The sequence below is a fragment of the Paenibacillus xylanilyticus genome, assembly GCF_047246825.1.
In the GTDB taxonomy this organism is placed as follows: Bacteria; Bacillota; Bacilli; order Paenibacillales; family Paenibacillaceae; genus Paenibacillus; species Paenibacillus xylanilyticus_B.
In genome coordinates this window covers 204,891-227,061 of record NZ_JBFOLB010000001.1, presented here as the reverse complement: position 1 = coordinate 227,061, position 22,171 = coordinate 204,891, and the positions used below count along the sequence as shown (strand labels likewise).

General features: G+C 44.2%; 21 protein-coding genes. 8 read left to right on the top strand and 13 right to left on the bottom strand.

All coding sequences use genetic code 11. The annotated features are described in order from the left end of the window. Positions 1-224: 224 nt before the first annotated feature. A complete protein-coding gene (locus tag AB3N00_RS01045; RefSeq protein ID WP_413032890.1) occupies positions 225-1,124 on the bottom strand; it encodes a LysR family transcriptional regulator in 900 nt (299 codons plus the stop codon). Positions 1,125-1,268: 144 nt separating this feature from the next. Between AB3N00_RS01045 and AB3N00_RS01040 the strand changes: the two genes are divergently transcribed. Beyond that, positions 1,269-2,288 carry an alpha/beta fold hydrolase gene (locus tag AB3N00_RS01040; protein WP_413032889.1) on the top strand — a complete coding sequence of 340 codons (1,020 nt, stop codon included), beginning with the start codon at positions 1,269-1,271 and terminating at the stop codon, positions 2,286-2,288. A gap of 57 nt (positions 2,289-2,345) precedes the next feature. Here the strand turns inward: AB3N00_RS01040 and AB3N00_RS01035 are convergent, their stop codons facing one another. Both AB3N00_RS01035 and AB3N00_RS01030 read right to left on the bottom strand, forming a co-directional pair. Then, a complete protein-coding gene (locus AB3N00_RS01035) occupies positions 2,346-2,558 on the bottom strand; it encodes a hypothetical protein (protein WP_413032888.1) in 213 nt (70 codons plus the stop codon). 158 nt (positions 2,559-2,716) lie between these two features. Further along, positions 2,717-4,144 (bottom strand): VanZ family protein, encoded by a 1,428-nt coding sequence (locus tag AB3N00_RS01030; protein WP_413032887.1) that lies wholly within the window; start codon positions 4,142-4,144, stop codon positions 2,717-2,719. Positions 4,145-4,866: 722 nt separating this feature from the next. Here AB3N00_RS01030 and AB3N00_RS01025 point away from each other — a divergent pair. Genes AB3N00_RS01025 through AB3N00_RS01010 form a run of 4 tightly spaced genes read left to right on the top strand, consistent with a single transcriptional unit; the run spans position 4,867 to position 7,616 of the window. Next, positions 4,867-5,196 (top strand): PadR family transcriptional regulator, encoded by a 330-nt coding sequence (locus tag AB3N00_RS01025; RefSeq protein ID WP_413032886.1) that lies wholly within the window; start codon positions 4,867-4,869, stop codon positions 5,194-5,196. Between the two features lie 14 nt (positions 5,197-5,210). Beyond that, entirely contained in the window at positions 5,211-6,074 is an 864-nt protein-coding gene (locus AB3N00_RS01020) for a pentapeptide repeat-containing protein (RefSeq protein ID WP_413032885.1), read from the top strand. A gap of 12 nt (positions 6,075-6,086) precedes the next feature. Next, positions 6,087-6,848, top strand: a complete 762-nt coding sequence (locus AB3N00_RS01015; RefSeq protein WP_413032884.1) for an ABC transporter ATP-binding protein — start codon at positions 6,087-6,089, stop codon at positions 6,846-6,848. Beyond that, positions 6,849-7,616 (top strand): ABC transporter permease, encoded by a 768-nt coding sequence (locus AB3N00_RS01010; RefSeq protein WP_413032883.1) that lies wholly within the window; start codon positions 6,849-6,851, stop codon positions 7,614-7,616. 473 nt (positions 7,617-8,089) lie between these two features. Here AB3N00_RS01010 and AB3N00_RS01005 read toward each other — a convergent pair whose 3' ends face one another. After that, positions 8,090-8,680 (bottom strand): GNAT family N-acetyltransferase, encoded by a 591-nt coding sequence (locus tag AB3N00_RS01005; protein WP_413032882.1) that lies wholly within the window; start codon positions 8,678-8,680, stop codon positions 8,090-8,092. 257 nt (positions 8,681-8,937) lie between these two features. On the opposite strand from AB3N00_RS01005, the gene AB3N00_RS01000 reads away from it, so the two are divergent. Together AB3N00_RS01000 and AB3N00_RS00995 are read left to right on the top strand one after the other, a co-directional pair. Next, positions 8,938-9,453: a DUF2243 domain-containing protein gene (locus AB3N00_RS01000; protein ID WP_413032881.1), complete on the top strand. Its 516-nt coding sequence runs from the start codon at positions 8,938-8,940 to the stop codon at positions 9,451-9,453. A 40-nt stretch (positions 9,454-9,493) separates the two neighbouring features. After that, positions 9,494-10,258 (top strand): cytochrome c oxidase assembly protein, encoded by a 765-nt coding sequence (locus AB3N00_RS00995; protein ID WP_413035155.1) that lies wholly within the window; start codon positions 9,494-9,496, stop codon positions 10,256-10,258. Between the two features lie 21 nt (positions 10,259-10,279). Here AB3N00_RS00995 and dnaN read toward each other — a convergent pair whose 3' ends face one another. From dnaN to AB3N00_RS00980, 3 genes are all read right to left on the bottom strand, one after another. Next, positions 10,280-11,422 carry a DNA polymerase III subunit beta gene (dnaN, locus tag AB3N00_RS00990; protein WP_413032880.1) on the bottom strand — a complete coding sequence of 381 codons (1,143 nt, stop codon included), beginning with the start codon at positions 11,420-11,422 and terminating at the stop codon, positions 10,280-10,282. Continuing rightward, positions 11,419-11,670 carry a ribbon-helix-helix protein, CopG family gene (locus AB3N00_RS00985; RefSeq protein WP_413032879.1) on the bottom strand — a complete coding sequence of 84 codons (252 nt, stop codon included), beginning with the start codon at positions 11,668-11,670 and terminating at the stop codon, positions 11,419-11,421. Before AB3N00_RS00985 ends, dnaN begins: the two co-directional genes overlap by 4 nt. A gap of 535 nt (positions 11,671-12,205) precedes the next feature. Then, a complete protein-coding gene (locus tag AB3N00_RS00980) occupies positions 12,206-12,943 on the bottom strand; it encodes an SDR family NAD(P)-dependent oxidoreductase (RefSeq protein WP_175398951.1) in 738 nt (245 codons plus the stop codon). Between the two features lie 176 nt (positions 12,944-13,119). Here AB3N00_RS00980 and AB3N00_RS00975 point away from each other — a divergent pair, with 176 nt between their 5' ends. Beyond that, positions 13,120-13,731, top strand: a complete 612-nt coding sequence (locus tag AB3N00_RS00975; RefSeq protein WP_413032878.1) for a TetR/AcrR family transcriptional regulator — start codon at positions 13,120-13,122, stop codon at positions 13,729-13,731. A 138-nt stretch (positions 13,732-13,869) separates the two neighbouring features. On the opposite strand, the gene AB3N00_RS00970 is transcribed toward AB3N00_RS00975, so the two are convergent. The 6 genes from AB3N00_RS00970 to AB3N00_RS00945 all read right to left on the bottom strand — a co-directional run bounded on the left by AB3N00_RS00970 (position 13,870) and on the right by AB3N00_RS00945 (position 22,168). Beyond that, complete coding sequence (locus AB3N00_RS00970) at positions 13,870-13,998, bottom strand: DUF6254 family protein (RefSeq protein WP_246311109.1); 129 nt, start codon at positions 13,996-13,998, stop codon at positions 13,870-13,872. 86 nt (positions 13,999-14,084) lie between these two features. Beyond that, complete coding sequence (locus tag AB3N00_RS00965; protein WP_413032877.1) at positions 14,085-16,211, bottom strand: discoidin domain-containing protein; 2,127 nt, start codon at positions 16,209-16,211, stop codon at positions 14,085-14,087. Positions 16,212-16,292: 81 nt separating this feature from the next. Then, on the bottom strand, positions 16,293-19,373 hold the full coding sequence (locus AB3N00_RS00960) for a glycosyl hydrolase (RefSeq protein WP_413032876.1): 3,081 nt from the start codon (positions 19,371-19,373) through the stop codon (positions 16,293-16,295). Positions 19,374-19,389: 16 nt separating this feature from the next. Then, positions 19,390-20,391 (bottom strand): glycoside hydrolase family 130 protein, encoded by a 1,002-nt coding sequence (locus tag AB3N00_RS00955; protein WP_413032875.1) that lies wholly within the window; start codon positions 20,389-20,391, stop codon positions 19,390-19,392. A 33-nt stretch (positions 20,392-20,424) separates the two neighbouring features. Next, a complete protein-coding gene (locus tag AB3N00_RS00950) occupies positions 20,425-21,252 on the bottom strand; it encodes a carbohydrate ABC transporter permease (RefSeq protein WP_413032874.1) in 828 nt (275 codons plus the stop codon). A gap of 13 nt (positions 21,253-21,265) precedes the next feature. Continuing rightward, a complete protein-coding gene (locus AB3N00_RS00945; RefSeq protein ID WP_413032873.1) occupies positions 21,266-22,168 on the bottom strand; it encodes a carbohydrate ABC transporter permease in 903 nt (300 codons plus the stop codon). Positions 22,169-22,171 lie beyond the last annotated feature (3 nt).

Here is a 22,171-nt window from a genome sequence, read left to right as displayed (position 1 = left end):
GACGCGGAGCATCCCCATACGGAATATGCCCTTGTTCCACGCGTGATTATAAAAATCCGCTGCCCTTGCCAGCCTCTCTGGACTGAATTAAAGGTACCAGTATTCAATTACATTCTATTATTTTGAAAAAGCCCGAAGATGTCAATGTCATTATTATCCAATGGTTATAAACCAGCTATGCGAACGTTGTCAGCGCGCGGATTATTCCATAAAAAATTTATAATTTAGTTCTCCTCCTCTACTGCCATAACCTCCCTTGCTGCTTCTATGAACGATAACAGGATTGGTGAAAGCCACTTGTCTTTGTGCCATAGCATCTGTGTATATACGTGCAAGTCAGGTATTTGCCATGGAAGAGCAACAAGATCGCCCCGTTGAACTTCAGCTTCGGCTGTTATTTCAGGAAGAAAAGCAATGCCGATTCCCGCTATTGCACATTGTTTAATGGCTTCGGCATTTTGAAACTCCAAATATGTAATACTATCAATGCCTTTTTGCTCAAATGCCCGGTCAAACATGGTTCGATAGGTGCAACCCTTCTCATTGGTCAGGAAAACTTCGCCGTGAAAATCCTCCAGCTGCAGTACAGTTCGTTTCGCAAGTGGATGGTCCGGAGTAGCGAAAAAGCGGAATGTTTCTTCCAGCAGCGGTTCCACTGCAAGTCCCGTTGAGCGAATGGGCTCGTCCAACATAAAGACAACATCAGCTGTTCCTTCAAAGAGCGTTTCCTTGAGCTGCTGATTGGGAACGGAACGAAAGATAAGTCGCACTCCGGGATGACGCGAACGAAATAGCTGAAAAACAACGGGAAGCCTATAGGCGCAAAGAACCTCGTTTGCACTGATCGTTAGGGTACCACTCAGAGTTTCATTGTCATGTATGTCGCTGCGAGCTTCGTCCAGCTTGTCCAGAACGCTTTGGACATGGGTTAAAAATCGTTTTCCCGCAGTTGTGAGAACGAGCTGTTTGCCCAGGCGGTCAAAAAGACGAACACCAAGTTCATCCTCCAATGCTTTGATTTGCATCGTAACGTTCGAGGGGACATAATTCAGCACTTCCGCTGCCCGAGTAAAATTCAATGTGAATGCCACCGTGCGGAACGTATTCAGTTGGCGTAATTCCATCTTACGATCTCCCTTTTACTATCAAAATTATTGAACACAGAGTTCAATTTCATTCACTTTATTTGATGGTACCACAGGCCTATACTGACAACAAGAAATTACATTCTAACTGTGTGGTTTCATTCTGAAGGGAGCGACAAAACAATGGATTATGAAATTTTTGATTTGGGGGACGTCACTTTGCAATCAGGAGTGACACTGCCAAGTGCTTTTCTTGCGTATAAGACATTTGGAAGATTGAATGATAAAAAAGATAACGTCATCCTCTATCCGACAGCATTTGGTGACCAGCATGTTCAAAATGAATGGTTGATTGGAAACGGCATGGCACTGGATCCGGAGAAATATTTCATTATCGTTCCAAATCTGCTTGGCAACGGATTATCCTCCTCTCCCAGCAACACGCCTCCACCATTCGACCGGGCTAATTTTCCAAAGGTAACCATCTATGACAACGTTCAATTACAGTATCGACTGGTGACCGAAAAATTCGGCATTCAAAAGATCGCTCTCGTCGTAGGATGGTCAATGGGAGGCATTCAAGCGTTCCAATGGGGAGCAAGTTATCCCGACATGGTGGAACGAATTGCACCTTTCGCCGGAGTTGCGAAGACTTGGCCTCATACCTTTGTGGTCATGGATGGAGTGAGCGCTCCACTCATGGCTGTCGCCCATTTCGATTCAAGTAAGCTAAACCATTTGACTTCAGCAGACATGCGCGCTGTGGGCCGAGCCTATGCGGGATGGGGCTTTTCGCAAGCATTTTACAGAGAGGGCCTTTATCGCGAGCTGGGATTTGATACAGTGACCGATTTTGTGTCTGGCTTCTGGGAAAATATCTTTATGACGATGGACCCGCACAATGTACTGGCCATGTTATGGACAGGCCAATTTGCTGATATCAGTGCGAATCCCATGTATAACGGAGATTTTGAAAAGGCACTCACATGCATAAAAGCGCTTGCCTACATCATGCCAGTGACCACGGATCTCTTCTGTACAGCTGATGATAACGGATACGAGGCTAAGCTTATACCTAATGCTGTACTAAACCCGATAGAGTCAATCTGGGGCCACTTAGCCGGTCGTGGGATCAACAGTGCCGATAATAAATTTATTAATGATAACCTCAAACGCTTGTTGACGCTTAGTATTAACGGATAGATCATTGCCTTCACAAAAACTTCGATGGGACGATCGTAATTTGTTACGACAACCATATCATAATCCGTAATCGTCATTGGCTTGAAGGATCATTGATTTATCACCAGCCTTTTTTCTTCCTTTTCTATTAACTTCATGGATAATGCAAAAAAACATGCGAATCACTTTGTGATTCGCATGTTTTGTGAACCAATGCACTTTATTGATACTTTGCACTTTTCCCTCAATACGATGTTTTCCTTCAGTAGTGAGGTTAACCGATCTGTCCATTACACAGATCTCATACCAATCGGGGTTTAATCACAGCAATTATTTTATGGGCAATTCAGGCAGACCTACGGGATGTCACCTAAGTTGTTCAGGCAGAGTGAGTCGACTTGAGCTTTTTTAGGGGTACATTTCATTTCTCAAAGCACGTTGACGCGAAATTAATTCATCATTGCCGGGATTACAGCATTCCACTCCATTCCATTAACTTCTCCTTCGAATTGATATGCCGGCTGATAATAGCCTTTCGAGTCATAAGTGTAAGTCAGTTCATACTTGTTTACATGAAGTTTGTCACCCTTTTTCAAGTCATTGTAGATGGAAAAATTTCCTTTTATAATTTCTTGATAAGCTTCAGCCGGACTGATAATATCGACCATTCGCACATAAATATTTTTATTCATAGAATAAAACAGACTATGCGGAATCATACGCTCTGTAGTTGGAACAATCATAATCAGTCCGGTATCATAATCGTGGGCACCCTTCGCGATATCTGCAACTGTATTTTCAATATCCCATCGAACCGTGTCCCCATTTTGTGTGCTGAATATCGCTTTTTGAGATAATAAACCATTCTGAATCATCCATCGGCCATACTCTTTCCCTTGTGCAACTAGGTCTCCCGGCTCTAGAGGAGTGCTTGGATCGATATTAGATGACAGCCACCATGTCCCGCTGCTCACGTCGTAACTAAACGTATATTCTTTTCCGGCGTTGTCAAGAAGACTCCACATCCGGTTGTATCCATCCATAGACATGCTACCTTTCTGATGTAGATCAAAATATCTCTTCAAAAGTGAGGAAACTTGTTTGGCATACTCCATGTTATGAATTTGGCTGCTGCGATAGAGGGAAACTTTATCTGGCTGATCTGGTAGCGTCGTATTAAGCGTTACGTCGACTTGATTCATGTTTTGAGAAGTAGCTGGGCGTATGGAGAGATTACCAAGCTCTTTGTTATGGTAAAAGACAAAAGCACCTGTAAAAAGCAGTGAAAAAAACAGTGGTATGCAGAGTCCCTTCATTAGAGACTTTACCGTGATCTTTCGTAGCTCCACACTGATAAGGATCGCATCCATCAACAAATATCCTGCCATACTGCCAATAGTATTGTGTAGAATATCATCTAGTTCAAATATTCCCCTGCCGGTGATCATCTGGAAAGTTTCGATACCCAATGTTACCAGCAGCGATATGAGTAACACGGGCTTAAAGCGACGGGTTTTCATCCCAATATGTGGAAGTATGAAACCAAGCGGTACAAACATCAACATGTTAAAAATAATGAGCTGGAATTCGCTCATCGACCATTTATTCCATGCGTTGATATATCCACTGAATAGCTCTATATTGATCCAACCTTCATAATTAGCCCCCCTGCTAAATGTAGTTAATGTCATAACAATGCCAATCCAACCCAAGATCAAGAATAATGCTACAAATTGCCTCCTGGTTATGCTTCTTTTACCGCCTCGTTTTCTGTATGCCTTGTATACTGAATAAGTAATACCAATGATTACAAGCCCCAAGGCTAATGCAATTGCTAAGATCGGCAGTAATCTGCCTATAATTTGTATTAAATCCATGTGTATCTCCCCCATTTTATTTTGTGCTCATTGCCAGCATCTGGTTTTGTTTTAAGTATAGTCATCGTTGGCTTCTTCTCCTATTTATCCATCTTTCACGAATCTTTCAAAAATGTAAGATTGCAAGTTGACCATCTCAATGTATCCGCTTGGTTTGCCGGTGAGTTTTTTATCCCCCTATGCTCAGCCTTACTTCTACCGCGGTGCTTACCCCCTTGAGACTTTAGCTCTATTACGTAATGTTTTCTCGGAAAAAGGTGTGAAAACAAAATGTTCGAAGGACCTGGCTCTGGAACTATACTTCTCCCCAAAAAATCTCAGTTTCATAATCGAATAGAAATGCCATTTTGATTATTCCTATCAAACAGTTTCCGCAGTTCTGTCATCATTGGATTGTAATTTGGATGCCCCGGTACAGGACTGTAGTGAAGGTGTTATATCTTATCCCCTCCTATTTTCCATTTAAGGGCTATCTAAATCACTGTAAATTGCATTTTAAGATCATTTCGTGACTGCAAACCATAGCTCTACTTAGGCCCTCCCCATTGGAAATCCGGATCATGACTTGATTAAAGAGGCAATCGAATAATACAGAAATAGATCATGAATCCTTGAGATGGCGTTGTGAAACACGCCCAGATTTCCAATCAGGGTATTTTGTTAGAAACACTACCTTGACAGTCACAGTAGTATGTCGTATTATACAGTTGCGAGGTGATTACATGAGCCAGAACAAACTTACATCCGACCTACTACGCGGCCATACCGATACGATGATATTACGGCTCTTATCCGAAGCTGACAGATACGGGTACGAGATTGTCAAAATGATTGCCGAACGCTCTGGCGGTGAGTACGAATTAAAAGAAGCCACAATGTACTCCAGCGTTCGGCGACTTGAAGCGGAGGGTGATATCGAGTGGTATTGGGGCGATGAATCTCAAGGTGGACGTCGTAAATATTTCAGGATTACCGAAAAGGGTAAGGCAACGCATGCCAGCAACAAAGACAACTGGGAGTACGCCAAGCGTGTTCTTGAAAACTTATTATAAGGAGTGTTGAGGTTATGAATGAGAAGTTGACCCACTATTTGAATGGCGTTTTCGCACCATACGAGGAGTTGAAAAGCGTCACCGAATTGAAAGCAGACCTTCACTCCGATTTGCAGGAGAGGTTCCGTGATCTCAAAGCCGAGGGCAAGGATGATGAAACTGCTTTTGAGATGACCATTGAGAGCATTGGCGATATTGAGCAAACGGTACAGGAGGTCGCCAACCTCTCCCGCTCTCTGGAGCGGCAGGTGGTGACGAACTTTAACGCGAGTAACCTGCCAACGAGCGACTTTGCTGGCGTTATCGCCCATAAAGGACAATTTAAGTCCAGCGCGTTGCGAGGCTCTAATTTCACGAACGCCGACTTGACCGGCAGCTCGTTTGCCAGCAGCGATGCAAGGGATGCCAAATTTGACGGCGCAAATCTGACTGACTGCAACCTATCCACCCTAGACCTAGGAAATGTGAGCTTCAATCGATCGATCCTTGTACGCACAATCTTCAGCAAGTCGGGACTGGACGGCGCAAAATTCACAGGTGTTAGACTGACCGACGTCACGTTCTCCTTGACCGACCTAAGAAAAACCATTTTTCAAAACTGTATCTTCGACGGCGTGGAGTTCAAATCTTCCGATCTGGGAGGGATGTGTTTTGACGGGCAAACTTTTATCGGTGTCAAGTTTGACAAGACAGCACTGAACGAAGTTTCGTTTAAAAACGCGACACTCAAGAACGTGTCTTTCCCGACGTCTTCATGGTCCAGAAAATATTACCGGATTATCAAAACTATCTGCTTTGACGGTGCGATGATGGATAAACTGACGTATGCCGCCCTCAAAGGCATGGATGCCAATTTGTCAAAAGTTACGGTTATCTAAGGAGGAGATCCCATGCAAAACAAGTCAATTCATGTGAATGGCCTGCAAAAATCCTTCAAGCAGCTGCAAGTCCTTAAGGGCGTAGATTTCGAGGTGGAAAAAGGGAGCATCTTCGCCCTGCTCGGCTCCAACGGTGCGGGCAAAACAACCGTTGTCAAAATCCTCACCACACTGCTCAAGAAAGATAGCGGTACCGCCACCGTAAACGGGTTCGATGTGGAAACCAAACCCGACAATGTGCGGCAGGCGATCAGTTTGACTGGGCAATTTGCCGCCGTAGACGAGATTTTAACCGGACGGGAAAATCTGATCATGATTGCCAAACTTCGATACCTCCAAAATCCCCGTCAGGTTGCGGACGATTTGCTTACACGTTTTGGCCTGACAGATGCCGCCGACCGCAGGGTGTCTACTTATTCTGGTGGCATGCGCCGCAGGCTCGACATTGCTCTGAGCCTTGTGGGAAAACCACAGATCATCTTCCTCGACGAGCCAACCACCGGACTTGACCCCGAGGCACGTATTGAGGTTTGGAAGATTGTAAAGGAGCTGTCGGACGGAGGTACGACGGTATTCCTGACCACGCAGTATTTAGAAGAAGCGGAGCAGCTTGCCGATCGAATTGCCATTCTGCATGAGGGAAGAATTATCGCCAGCGGCACCCTCTCGGATCTTAAAAAGCTGATCCCGACCGCAAAGGTGGAGTATGTCGAAAAACAGCCGACATTGGAAGATATTTTCCTCGCCATCATCGGCAAAAAGGAGGCTAACTAAATGGAAACAGTGAAAAAGCATTTTTTTAGCGATATGAGTGTTATGCTTGGACGTTCCATGCGGCATATTTTCCGCAGTATGGACACCATTATTACGGTCACCATTATGCCCATCGCTTTTATGCTGCTGTTCGTTTATGTGTTTGGTGGAGCCATTCAAACCGGAACCGATAATTATGTAAATTATCTACTGCCCGGTATACTATTGATTGCTATTGCTAGCGGTATATCCTACACGTCTTACCGTCTGTTCATTGATGTGCAGCGGGGCATATTCGAACGGTTTCACTCCATGCCGATTTCACGTTCCACCTTATTATGGGGACATGTGCTGACTTCTCTGTTATCCAACTTTTTATCGGTTATAGTCATCATTCTCGTAGCGCTCGTTATGGGCTTTCGTTCACCGGCAGGGATTCTGTCATGGCTTGGGGTAGCTGGCATCCTCACTCTGTTTACACTGGCATTAACCTGGGTCGCAGCGATTGCCGGACTGTCCGCCAAATCTGTGGATGGTGCAAGCGCCTTCTCCTACCCGATTATATTCCTGCCTTTTATCAGTTCTGCATTTGTACCAACCGAGTCGATGCCTTCGGTCGTTCGCGCCTTTGCCGAAAACCAACCGGTAACCTCGATCGTGGAAGCGATCCGTGCACTCATGTTGGGTCAGCCGGTAGGCAATGATATATGGGTCGCACTTGCCTGGTGTGTCGGGATCTTGGTTGTAGCATATATCTTCGCTATGAGAGTGTATAAGAAGCGGGTATAAGAAAATCTCATCTTTTTATATTAACTGACTTCCCACTCCATATTAATTTCACCCTGCAATACACCTTCCTGTAATTACAATATTGAGTTAAATATGTTTAACTGATTACGCTCTTGAACCATTTATCCTTCCAAGTTCTAACCCACCTGTTACGTACTTCTATCCTGTGCTCTCGACTTGAGTAGGTCAGTAAAACCTGTTTATTCCGTTTGTTCCTCTTTCCGTCACATGCTTTAATCCTTTGTTCATTCAACATTTCATACGCGATAATCGACACGTTAAAAACTGCACACTCAATGTAGATTTCATCTAATCATTGAGGTGCAGTTTTCACATTACTTATTCTTCTTGAATGATTTAATGATGTTTAACTATACTCACATCTATGTCCTTTCCCTGTCACTGACATCTGAACGGTATGCTCGAGCCATTAATTATTAGAATTGTTACTCGATCCTACTTTTCATTAGAGCTTAAATGTTGAGGCTTATCCAATCTGACTTGTGGAGCAGATAATGATTATACTTATCCTTCTCAATTTCAATCTCGTTAATGAAAACAAAATGATTTTTCTGAATGACTTTGTTGGAAGATTTGTTTTCTAGGAGCGCAATCGCATTTAACTGTGCAACTTCTGTGTTTTCAAATAAATATTGTATGACTCCTTGGACAGCTTGAGACGCATAACCTTTATTCCGATGTTCTTTCGAGATCGCATACATGACCTCTCTATTCGGTTCCGGAAGCTCGTCCTTGATCCCTGAACAACACCACCCAATAAATTCACCTGTCCCTTTTAGTACAATCCCTAATCTTAAAATAAGATCCTCAATATCATTGCCTTCTTGTACTCGCTGAATGAATTCATTGTTAGTTGGAATTTCGTAATTCATCAGCCAGTCTTGGCGAACTTCCTTTTGAACATTCCACCCTGGCAAAAACCCGTGAATTTCCGGCTGCCATGTGAGTTCCTGCATACGCTCAAGATCGGACAAACGATACTCGCGAAGAATAATATCTTCACATTCTATGAGTATGCTACAGTTCGTGTCTTTGGATACCATATAAATCCTCCTCTGAAATGCTTTTTGATAGTGTCATTCCTAGTATGGTTCTTATGCTTACTCTGCTCTCCATCTAGAATAAATTCAAAAAGCTAGTGTATAACCTATTGTTGTTCAGCCAAATTCAGAAAAGACTCTTCCGGCTTCACCATGTACGCGCTCTTAAACACTGCTTTCTTTTTATCCTGAGTACAATCCACTTATGTGGGTATATTGGATAATAAAGTAATGTATTTTTAAGTGGAGGAGAAGTGAACATGGGGATTAAAACGGGAGGCAAACATTCAAACTCCAATGTAATGAATCGCTTTGTTTATGCTAACCGAAATCTATGGTCCGGGATTCTGTTTGGAATTGGTTTTGTTGCGTTTATTGATGAGACCGTTTTCCATCAACTGCTGCGTTGGCATCATTTTTATGACAAGTCGACAACAGATGTTGGTCTGATATCAGATGGTCTGTTTCACGCTTTTAGTTGGTTTGCGACGATCGGAGGGTTATTCATGTTTGCTGATCTTCGAAGACGAAACGCAATATGGCTCACGAGATGGTGGGGTGGCCTTTTTCTTGGAGCGGGAAGCTTCCAATTGTACGATGGGCTCATCCAACACAAACTAATGAGAATTCATCAGATTCGATATGTGGAAAATGTTATTTTCTACGATTCGATATGGAACATCTTAGCTGCTTTAATGATCCTGATAGGGCTCACCCTTATTTATCGCACAAGAAGCAGACAACAATTAAGGAAGGGTAAATCATATGAACATTAGTACTCACATTCATCACAACCATGGAACTGAGCTGCAACCTATGGCGTGGATCGTACCTCAAGTGATTCTAGCACTACCATTTGCATTCGCGTTTGGTATGTATATCCTTGCTGCACTCCGTTCCAATCGTACCAAGCCCTGGCCAATGTACCGGACTGTTTGTTGGTTGCTTGGTGTGCTTTTTGCAGTTATTGCCGTGGCTGGACCCCTGGCCAATCTTGGACATACTGATTTTGTTGCGCACATGCTCAGTCATTTACTTTTGGGTATGCTGGCACCATTGCTTATGATACTTGCTGCTCCGATGACTCTACTGCTGAAATCACTAAGTGTACCTGCAGCCAGATCTCTTACACGTATTCTGAGAAGCTGGCCGTCCCGGATACTGACTCACCCTATTATTACGTCACTCCTTAATATAGGGGGGCTTTGGCTGTTATACACTACGAACTTGTACTCGCTCATGCACGAGAATACCCTTCTGTTTCTTATCATTCATTTCCATATATTCGCAGCAGGTTATTTGTTCACGGTGTCCATCATTTACATTGATCCTGCACCCCACCGATTCTCCTTTTTGTACCGTTCAATTGTACTCATTATTTCTTTGGCAGGTCATGGCGTTTTATCGAAGATGATTTATGCCTACCCGCCTACCGGCGTACCTTTGGATCAAGCCAAGCTCGGAGGCATGCTCATGTACTATGGTGGAGATGCCATTGATATGGTGATTATCTTCATTTTATGTTGGCATTGGTTTAGAGCAACTCGTCCTCGAACCGCCCTGACCATGAGCTGGAAATAAGTATTTTAAAATGCTATATCATTATCTAGTCATAACAGGAGTCAACAAAAACAGCCAGGATCTATCTTCCAAATCTGGAAGAAATACAAAAGGACTTTTGCTGCCCGTAAACCGTACCCGGATGGTATCTGATTCGATGCATCGCAATGTGCTAATAAGATATTTCCCGTTAATCGTAATGCTGAAATTTTCTCCGACCTTATCTTTCAAAAAAAGCACATCTCTTACGTCACCAATTTCAGCCGTACTGGATATAAGCTCCAACTTCTTCTCGGATATATGCATTGTAATTAAGTTATCATCTGCCAACACAGAAACGCGCTCAACGACTTTTCTAAATAATTGGATATCTAGGACAATCTCGGAGACATAGGAACTAGGAACAAGATTCTTGGTGGATGGGTAATATCCCTCAATCAAGACTGATTCAATAAGATGACTATGCGTCATGAAGCTAATCTCATACGGATTAAGCTGTATATTGACCTTAGCTAGACCTTCATCATCCAGAATTTTGGCGATCTCCATTAAGTTAGCTCTAGGGATCACAGCACTCCCCGAGAATTCCCCTTCGTTTTCAATGCAGATTGTTCGTTTCGCCATCCGTACCACCCCGTCTGTGGCAATCATCGTAAGCTGGTTTCCTTGAATCTCCAGCAATACTCCCGTCAGAATAGGTTTCGCCTCAGATGTCGAAGCTGCCTCCGCTACCTGTTTAATCACAGATTTTAATACGTTGTAGGATACATCTATGCCTCTGGTTGACTCTTGATGATGTTGTGGTGGGATAAACGCTGTGGCCATAGGTGACACCCCGCTCAGGCAAACGCGCGTGTTCCCGGAAGTAATACTTAGCACAAGCTGCTCATCTGCCTCCAAAATCACATTACCATCATTCAATTTACGAATAATCTCATATAGATACTTGGCTGGACAAACAATGCTGCCCTTCTTCATAATTTGCGTCTTACGATCCGTAATACAAACCTTATATTGAACCTTCAGGCTAGTGTTACCACCGCTAAAAATGACCTCTTCGTTCCCGGCATAAATGTATAACCCTGATAAATTAGGTGCATGACGATGATTCGATACAGCTTTAAAAACATGTTGAACAGCCTTAGCCAGTACATCTCTTGATAAGTGGACTAACAACTTATTCACCTGTCTTTCTTATTAGCGGCGTAATAGGACTCAATCACATGCCTTAAGAAGGATGACCGGGAAATCTCCAGATCTCCACACTCACGATCAACTTCTTCCCAGATATCTTTAGTCAGAGTCAAGGAAACCTTCTTCGTTATGCCGATTCCCTTTCTTCCTGCACCCTCACGCGGCCCCCCACGATTAAAAACAAAACCGAGCTGACCGTCTTTCTTGGAAAGACCAATCTTGAATGGTTCATCCTCCAATTCATATCACCTCTATTGAATTAGGTTACTTAAATCAATTATCTATATTCACATCTTACCACATACATCTCTACTCTGCCAATGCACAAACAATTATAGGAATCTGACAAGGGTTGTGGTAATTCCCTCATTCTCTCTGCAATGAATAAAAATCTAAAATAACGCACAACAAAGCAACCAGAAGATCGGCAACAGCTAACGAACACTTCAGCCTAACAGACTCTGTAGAAATTCTAAATGTTCTGTTTCTTTCCTATGTTATAATGAACCGAAGTGATTCATGGATAATATTAGGAGGGTTTATGATTAATAGTATTGGTTTTCCCGGAATAATCATTCTGATCCTAGTCATTCTCTTGTTCATATGGTTTGTCCGCAAACTGATCCAATCATTACGGCAATAGGTACACGTTCTTGTCATTGACTTGGGCCCCCGGAACGCTGCCGTTAAAACAACAAAAACCTGAAGTGAGCTCTTCAGGTTTTGTTGCATTTCTATATTATAAGACCCTATTTTCGGAACTACACATCACTCTTATTGAGCGGTGTATCCTCCATCAACGATCAGGCTATTCCCTGTCATATAGGATGAATCGTCACTAGCCAGGAACAGAACAGCTTTAGCCATTTCTTCTGCTTGTCCAAGTCGTTTCATTGGTGTTGCCGCAGACAGAGCCTGCTTGCTCTCTTCTGGAATAATCGGTGTATCGATGAAACCTGGGCAAAGTGCATTTACCCGAATATTTTGTTCAGCATATTCCAGTGCGAGTGAACGAGTCAAATTCACGACGCCACCCTTTGCTGCATTGTAGGCTGCAGAACCCGGCGAACCAACCCATCCGTACATGGAAGCTGTGTTAACGATCGTTCCTCCGCCAATTTTGAGCATTTCGCGGATCGATTCACGTGCAACCAGGAATACGCCGTCAAGATCCACATTGACCGTATTACGCCATTCGGCATAGTCAAGCTCATGCGAAGGATGAACACGCCCGATCCCTGCATTGTTGAATACGATATCCACTTTACCAAAAGCCTCAATGGTTTGTTTGAAAATGTCAGCAACTTCTTCTTCACTCGTGATGTTCGCTTTAATAAAGAGGGCATCCGCTTTAAGCGCTTTCAGTTCCTGCTCAAACGCCTTTCCCTTTTCTTCATTCAGGTCCACCAAAACCACTTTGGCTCCCTCTGAAACGAATAAGCGTGCTGTCGCTGCGCCGATCCCGGATGCCCCTCCTGTAATAACTGCCACTTTGTCTTGAAGTTTGCTCATGATTAAATCCTCCAGTATACTATTTTGAATAGCACCTATACAAATAGTGCTATATGACGTTTACAAAACTAATTGTATGCTTAAAATTGTAACAATCCAATCATTAAGATACGATGATGTGTCTACTACATAGACACTTCGTGGAACAATGTCTATTTTTATAGGAGATTTTTTGAATGAATGATGAATTTATTGTGACATCCCAACCACGCAATCGCACCAAAGAGCACCTTAAAATGGCCCTAATCCAGCTCATTAAGAAAAAGGGCTACCATGCTGTGTCTGTCAAAGACATCGTTGACCAGTCGGGTTACAATCGCAGCACATTTTACTTACATTACCAAGATAAATTTGTGCTCGCTGAAGAATTGTTGTCCCAGAAGCTCGAAGGTCTGAGGTGCTCCGTAGGCCGGCCATATACGCACGGTCAGAAGGTCTACACTAACAAGCTCAATTCGGAATCCTTCCAAATCGTGGACTACATTCATGAACACCGGGACTTTTTCGAATTGATCCGATATGATGATACGTTGCCTGGTCTGCACACAGGCTTCCCACAGACCATACTCAAAATCTACGAGGAACAATTTATATTCGAGACGATCAACAACTCTCCAGTGAATATGGAGTATTTCAAGTACTATACGGCTTATGGCTTCTTCGGACTACTGAACAATTGGATATTAAGCGGATTTCGCGAATCCCGTGAGGCGTTTATCCAGAACGTGATCGAACTGACCAAGACGCATATTCACTCTTTTCATTATGTGGGAGACAAGTTGGATTGATTACAGCACTCTATAGTAAAAAAAGCCGCTAATTTTAGCGACTCTGAGCGGGAATGCGGTTTTTGTCTGATACATAGGATTAGGATTACATGAATTCATTGTGGCGACTGCCTGCAAATTGCACAGGCAGTCAGTCCCTTATATCGTAGTATTCTTCTCGTCATATTCGCTCGATAACTCTTTAAGCGATTTGATTTTACCATGAGGATGCTGTTCTTGCTTTCGTGACTTCCAGGCAGCTTCCTGCCTTTTCTTCTGGCGAGCCATAAAAGATCTCCTCCTCTGGAAAATTAGAGTTATACTACTTCTTTAGAATGTCATTTATGAATGATTTTCATTCAGATTTTGGCATTCTACTCTTCAGGACCATACACCTCAAATTCCCAAATCGAATATCCGTATATGGTGGCCCGAACGGTTCCATACATTCGGACATACCGCGCTTCTACTTCGTCAAAAGTAATTGTCTCCAAGCCACCTTTGCCTGTCGTAGTGCTGTATACTTCTCTCCAGTTTGCCTCATGACTTGGGTCCTCGCTTACTTGTATTCGATAACTCTTCCCATAAGCGGTCTCCCAAAAGAGTCTGACTTCATCTATCGTTTTGCTCTCTCCCAAATCCACGTATATCCAACCGGGATCCACTCCCCGCTTTGATCCAAAACGCGTTGTTAACTTCCCGTCGTTCACATAAGGTGCAGTATCCTCTATCCCATCATTGGATGATGCCACGGCTGGACGTTGAAGTGCCAAGTTGGTTCTTGGGAGCGGTTCCTCATTTTGAACAGGTTTAATCGTGACATCGCTGTAATGTTCTTTACTCAAAAAGTTCATCTCGTTAAGCGTAGTCGCCGGTTCGTTTGCTCCAGGCATATAGACATTTTCAAAGGTCAGGTCCGTAATATCGGCACCTTCCATACCTTTAATCTTGGCAAAACTTTCTCCAGCATCACGTACTGTAATATCCTTTACATGGATGTCTCTGATCGGCCCTACACCATTATTGCTTCCATCCACAGTAAAAATGGTCATCCAGGCACTATTATCTTCGTTCTTGCCGCTGATATCTTCGACGTCCATGGATTCAAATCTAACGTCATTCACCGTGCCGGTACCGTATTTATGATGTATGGCGAATCCTACTGCTGCCTTGTAAACCACGCCGTTTCTAAATACGATATTGGATTGATCCTGCATGACACCTTGGCCGATCTTATATCCATAGCATAATGTCCACGCTATCGTATCCTCAAATAACACATTGCGCACGGGTTCAGGTGAACCCGGCCAAGGTACGTTCCCCGAAGCTATATCGGTGTCCTCTTTCCATGTTTTCGTGGAGAAAGGATCATCAAGAGAGATGCCAATCGCATTCTGAACAACGACATCTTGGGATTCACAAATATCTATACCATCGTTCTCTCCCATACCCAAACTGTTGAAGAGCTTTAGGTTTCTAAAGGTTAAATCATCGGAACGAACGGTTACTACAGCCCAACCCGCTGATTCTCTTATGACAATGCCTTCCATCACAAAATGGGATGTGTCAATCGGAACAACCAGATTATTAATCATCCCCTTGCCGTTGGAGCCTTTGTCGTCATGCAGGGCTTGCCCGTTTCCGTCAATTGTACCCCGTCCATAGATTCGAATGTTTTCGGACTGAAATGCAGTTGAGATCCACCAGGTTGCCGGTCGACCCATCGAATCCTTGAACCAATGTTCTGTATAATCCGCCGTCCTCCCTGTAGACACAAAAGTAGCTCCGGGTTCCATGTAGATCGCCGTATTGCTTTTTAAAACCAAATTGCCAATATAGTAGGTTCCTGCAGGTACATAAACAGTGCCTTGTACCCCACCCCCTTTATTGGTTCCATACTGACTAGCATCATCAATCGCCTGCTGGATCGCCGCCGTTGTTGAAGAAACTTGAGTTAAGGAAGAACTTGAAGAATCAACATGATACGGAGCACTACCAATATTGAAGGTACCCTCACCATTTGATGCAGGAACGTCCGTTTCGAGCGGATCTGCAGCGATGACCATACGCGTCTTGCGATTATTCATCATTACGATTAAGTACTCATCAGATTGAGTCGTGAAGGTGATGGTTCTCCCCTCTATCTTGTCAGCTTGAATTCCAAGTTTCTTCGGACTTATGGAGTACTCATGAACCTTGTCCGTATTCAGGATTGTTAATTCGTAAGTGACAGGACCATCTGACATGGAAAAATGTGCATAGTCATAGTCGCTGAAGCCCTTGACCACGGGAACAGGTACTCCATTTGCTTTGAGGGTATAATTTACGGAGCTTGCATAACGATCTGAGGGCTCATAAGGAAAGATGGATGCAGGGATCATAGAAACATGCAGTTCCCCGGCCTCCAGCGCTTGAACTTGCGGAATTGCAGTTATTGCCAGCAAGGTAGAAACGAGCATAAATACAAAGGTTCCACAAATCCATTTTTTAACCCTTGTCATGACATACGCCTCCTTTTCGCTCATTCTTTTGAAAACAATTACACATTTTCTGAATCAGCATTCTCGTGCATTCCGACCTCTTCAGGAAGCAGGCTCTGAGATTAAATCATTCGTCATGCGAACCAATCTAGGAACGTCAGACAGGCCGAACTGAACAAATGCGTAGCGGCTTTGGAAGATATGAGTGTCTTTGTCGAGGTCCTTATCCGTCCATCCTGCCTTATCCTTGAAGCTGTCCGGACCAACCTTGAGAGGTTCTCCTTTTATGTGATGATGAGGGCCGAGTAAGTTTCTGCAGCTATTGGTCAGCTGGAGCTCAATGAAGTTATCTCCGGACCGGAGAAATTTAGTAATATCCACCTCATAAGGTTCCCATAGAAAGGTGTGAACTTCTTCACCATTTATTTTTAACTGGGTGATAATCGCATTAGGTTTAGAGCCGAACTGCCATAACCAGGAAGCCTGATCATCAGAACGAACGGAAACCGTCTGCGTTAGCCGAATGCTCCCTGCAAAGAAAGGCAAGCCCTGACTGACCAAATCATCTTCAATCGAGAATATTCCCGGATATTCAGTTAGCATAAATGGTCCATCCGTATACATGACTCCAAGTTGGCCATCCACATAAGCTGATTCCGATGCTACGGCAAAATCGCCGACAATATAAATGCTTTCGAGCTCCGTATCCAATGTAAGCTTGTTGGCTTCGGATTCAAATTGACCAGCCCGCTCCATAGCTTCATACGTTTCGGACGAATTCCAGAAATCCAGGATGAAGCGGATCCTATTCCGGCCATAACGAAGGCAGCCTCTAATATCTATCTTTTTGAAAGCAATGTCCCTCCACCAACCACAACTGTTCGATGCTACTTCTTTATCGTTAACAACGATGCGCACTTTCTCCGGAGTTTCCAAAACGAGAAACATTTCCCGTCCATCGGTGGGATCAAATGCCAGGTTAATACAAAATTCCAACTCGATATTCACGGCAGATCCGATTTTCTGCAGCTCCTCCTGGATAAAAACAAGGGGCATCTCCGTTGACCATTCACCATGTTCCAGACGATATCTGCACATATCGAGCGTTAAGCTGTTCTCATCCATATCATGGATTTTCCAATCTGTATTCAAATGCTGAATGTGACAATTGGAATAATCAGCTTGCATTTTCGTTACCGGTTCGACGTGCGATTGCACTTCCTCCTGGACAAGACGAATCATATAGGAGTGACCGGGATACAGGGTTAGATTTACCTGTGTACTGCCCTCCAATGGTTTCTGATTCAGAGGTTTGATGTTACCACTCTCCAAATCAATTAAAGATAGCATCCCCTCTTGATAAATGGTTACCTCTGAATCGGGGTAGCACTCTTTACCGGAATTCACTAAATAATAAAGATAAGCGTCGTCAAGTTTGAGTGTCTGAACGTTAACCATATCCGATGTTATCGGAATTCCTTGTTTATCCTTAACAAAAATTGATGGCGAAACCGTATTGGAAATCATCTTCTCCAGAGATAAACGGTTGTACGCGGGTTTCAGTGCAGCTTCTATTAAATGACTGATTTCGGCTCTCCGTTCTCCATTAATCAGGTACGGATAAGGCTCGAATGCGATCAATGTCCCGCCTTGAAGGACGAACTGCTGTAGAAGATGCACGACATGGCTGCTTAATGTGACACTTGGTGGAATGACAACCACCCGATAGTCGGCCTCTCCTATAATGAACTGTCCACTTTCTACCTTGCCATGTCGTTCTATGATTCCCTCGCTCCCGTAATCATGCTCAATAAACGATTGACACATCCAGCGTGATAGCTGTGCAAACGATTGATGGTAGAACTCAATTTTGGTTGAGTCCAGTCCCGCTTGCTCAACCCAGGCGGTCCTGATCGGATGCAGGAGCAGTACTCCCGCTTGGCGGGTACCTTCAATTAGCAGCATGGACAATCGGGCAAAGTAATGATTAAAGTGATGATAGTGCTCCCACCAAGGCTGCTGGTAGAATAAGGATGGCGGATAATCCCTTTTACGCATTCCTTTTAGCGTGTACGCCTGCAAGTGCTGACACATGAGATTCATCCCATGGACAAACTGCCATTCCCCGATCCGCTTCAGATCCTCAAAGTCAACATTCCATCCTGCACAACCGTAACTCTCGGTAATGGCTCGTTTTTTGCCTAGTTGCCGAACGACAGAGCTGACTTGTTTGGGAACAAGAGGCTCTTCACTAACGGATCGGCCAAGCCAGTCACAACCTGGTATTTGCAGATGCTCATAGAAAGAAAGTGGGTCACCTACCGATGTAGCTTGACTCATAAGGGTTTGCTCATCGACGACATGGCCGGTGGCCAGCCACCCCCTCTTCCCGCACCAGGTGCCAATTTGCTTGGCATAGGCTTCAGTAAACATGGTGGTGACACACAACCAGTAATCATTTCTTATTTTCCGACAGTTATCGGTGTCCCAAAACAGTGCTGGAAGAGCTGTGAGGAGTGAGTACCCGAAACGGGTTTCAAATTCATGCTCAAGCTCCAATGACCAAGGAAGATTGCACCGGCCAAACTGCGGTTCATCGGTAAATATCCCCTTCAGTACAGAATCGTAACTAGTGCCAAACCTGGCCCAATACACTTCATAAATGGTGGTTATGAATGCGTTCACTGCAGTTTTGCTTAGCGTGTCGATATAATATGGATTCACCTCATAATATATCCTTAAATCGGGACTTCGCCGATCCTCCGGAGCCAAAAGATGCAGTTCATCACCACACTGAATATAACCAGCTATTGTATTTTTGTTCCCTTGCTTAAAAGGAGCCCACTCGTAAGCCAGCAGCTTTTGCTGATATGCATGCCCCCGAGCAGGCACTTTTCCATCGGCAAACCCACTGGGCCAGCCATTTTCGTCATACAGCCACACCTCCAACCCGAGCTCTTGGCTTTTCTCTATAGAGAGCTGAATTGCATCCATCCACTGTTCTCCCATGTAAGGTACCGAAAGACCGCCGCGGGCATGTATAAAGAAACCTCCGATACCAGCTCTATGCATCTCTTCGATCTGACGTATAAGTTCGGGCTGATCTAGATCGTCATTCCAAGACCAAAAGGGTAACGTTCGATAACAAGCAGGAGGATTCTTCAAATGGTTCCATACGGTCATTGTCACTCCACCTCCACTACTCGTTTAAACATAGCTTAATCAAATCATCGATATGAGCCGTCGCCAAACATTCCACGGCGTCTGCGGCACCGTAATAAATCTTCACTTCGCCATCTTCTTCTAAAATCATGCCGCCAGGGAAAATCACGTTGTTGCGGAATCCTCCATGGGTTTCGTATGGAACCTCTGGTGCAAGTAAAGGTTCTCTAGACATACCGATGATTTTCTTCGGATTATCCAAATCAAGCAACATTAAGCCGGCTGTATACCGTTTTTTCCAGGAGGATTCCCATCCGTTCTTGCCTCTTGCAGGATCTAGATCTACGGCGTGGAAGGTGGTAAGCCATCCCTGCTTCGTCTTGATCGGTGGCGCAGCAGGACCTATCTTGTCATTGGCGAAAGGAACGTCTTCCACGGCTAGGAGCAGGTCGGAATTCCCCCAGTATTTCAGATCCGGCGATTCCGATATCCATGTATCAAACCGATCCTTTCCCCCTCGGCTGTAAACCGTAAATGGTCGCTCAAGTCGTATATAGTTTCCACCAATCTTCTCGGGAAACAGCACCATGTTACGCAAGTCAGGCGTTGACAGACTGAGTATTTCAAAGTGTTCAAAATCGTCAGTAACTGCAATGCCTCCGCGTATACCATGTTGTGTATCCACGGCAAAACACATATAACAGCGACCGCCGAGTACAGTAAGCCTGGGGTCATATGCACGTATAATCTCTTGGTCATGCAGCTTAAAGCACGGCTTCGGTTGTACTTCCCAGTTGACTCCATCGTCACTAAACGCGATCCCTAGGTCCGTTGTATGTTGGGGCTCAAGAATCTGCTGCTCTGCGCAGCCGTAGTCATTGCGAAACACCATGACATACTTTCCATTAAATTTGGTTACTCCAGCATTAAACACAAGCGCGGTCGGGTATGGAATGCGAGACGCATCCAAAATCGGGTTATCCGGATGTCGCCTAATGACGGAACTTGAGACAAGATTTCCAATCTGAAGCGAATTCATGGCATGAACCTCCCTGTTATCGATAGCGTGCCGTTAGCCCTTTAAAGAGCCGGCGGTCATTTGCATGAAGGATTTGTTAGCAAAGATATAAGCAATAAGAATCGGAAGAATGGAGAGGCACGCTCCAGCCATCATGAAGTGGGTCTGTGAAGCGGCGGCGACACCGTATTTTAAATTGGCCAAGCCGACAGTCAACGTCTGTAATTCTGGCTTGCTGAGCGTAAACACAAACGGGAGTAGATATTCATTCCATGCACCGCGAAAAGCAAATAACGCACAAACGCCAAGGCCTGGTGTCAGCAAAGGAATGATAATTCTCCAGAACGTTCTGCCGGGCGAGCACCCGTCGATCCGGGCTGCTTCATCCAACTCCCTGGGAATTCCCTTCATAAAACTAAGCAGAATGAAAAATGCTGAAGCATGGGCGCTGATCAAAATCAGAATGACTCCCCACAGCGAGTCATGCAAATGAAGCTTAACCATGAGGTCGAATTGAGGGCGCAGCACTACAGCGCCGATGGCTACAAACATCGTAAATGCCTGAAGGCCTACGTAAACCTTTTTACCGATAAAATCCATCCGATCTACAACGTATGCTGCCATGGAAGCAACCAACAATGTTCCGAGCGTTGATGCACTGGCAACGAATAGGCTATTCAGCGTATACGTAGAGAAATTCGCCTGTTCCCAAGCTTCAATATAGTTTGAGAACTGCCAATCCGCTGGCAGAAATGTGGCCCCGGCGGTAAGCTCCGCATTGGTTTTAAAAGAACCAAGGAAGGTGATCACCACAGGGAACAATGTCAGGAAAGCGACGAGTAACAGAAACGTCCATAGTGTAGTATTCCAGGCGATTTTCATGAACGTTTCCTCCTTAATCGTTTTGACTCATTCTTTTTGAGCCATAGAAGTAAAGTATCGTAATCAAGCCGACGATTATTGCCGTAATAAAAGCTACTGCACTACCATAGCCAAACTCCTGAATTTGCGTGGCTGCTGCCGAGCCTGCCGGTGGAAAAAATAATTTATACACATATAAGAACATGACATTGGTTTCTCCAATCGGGCCGCCATCGGTCATCACCAAGATACTCTCATAGCCTTTTAGCGCATTGATGATGGCTAACATGATAATCATCTGCATTACAGGCCCCAGCATTGGAATGGTGATATATCGGAATTGCTGAAATTTGTTGGCCCCATCTAATGCAGAGCTTTCGTAAACATCTTGAGGAATGTTTTGGAGTCCAGCCAAAAATAATAGCATGTAATTTCCAATCGCTCCCCATACCGCTACAATAATGACCGTCAGCATCGCATAATCCACACCAAGCCAATCAATGGCACTCTGGATGAAATGATATTTCATCAAAAACTGATTGAGTATGCCGTTATAGGAATTAAAAATCGTAAAAAACACGACAGCCATTACGGCTGTACTTATGATCGTTGGCATAAAGAAAATGGCTCTAAGCAAGTTTTTACCTTTGATATTCCAATTCAGAATAACGGCCAGTATTAACGCAAGCGGGATAGATATCAGGAGTTTACCTCCGGCATAAATGAACGTGTTCGCTACGGATTCCCAAAACTGATGATCCCTGAAGGCACGCTCGAAATTGGCCAACCCAATGAATCTTTCGGTGCCATATCCTTTATAATCGTAAAACATATATCTCATAGCCCATATCATCGGGTAAATGCCTAGAACTATGGTCAGAATAAAGCTCGGCAACAGAAAGCTGTATGAAAAAGCGGCATTCTTCGCTTTATTCATATC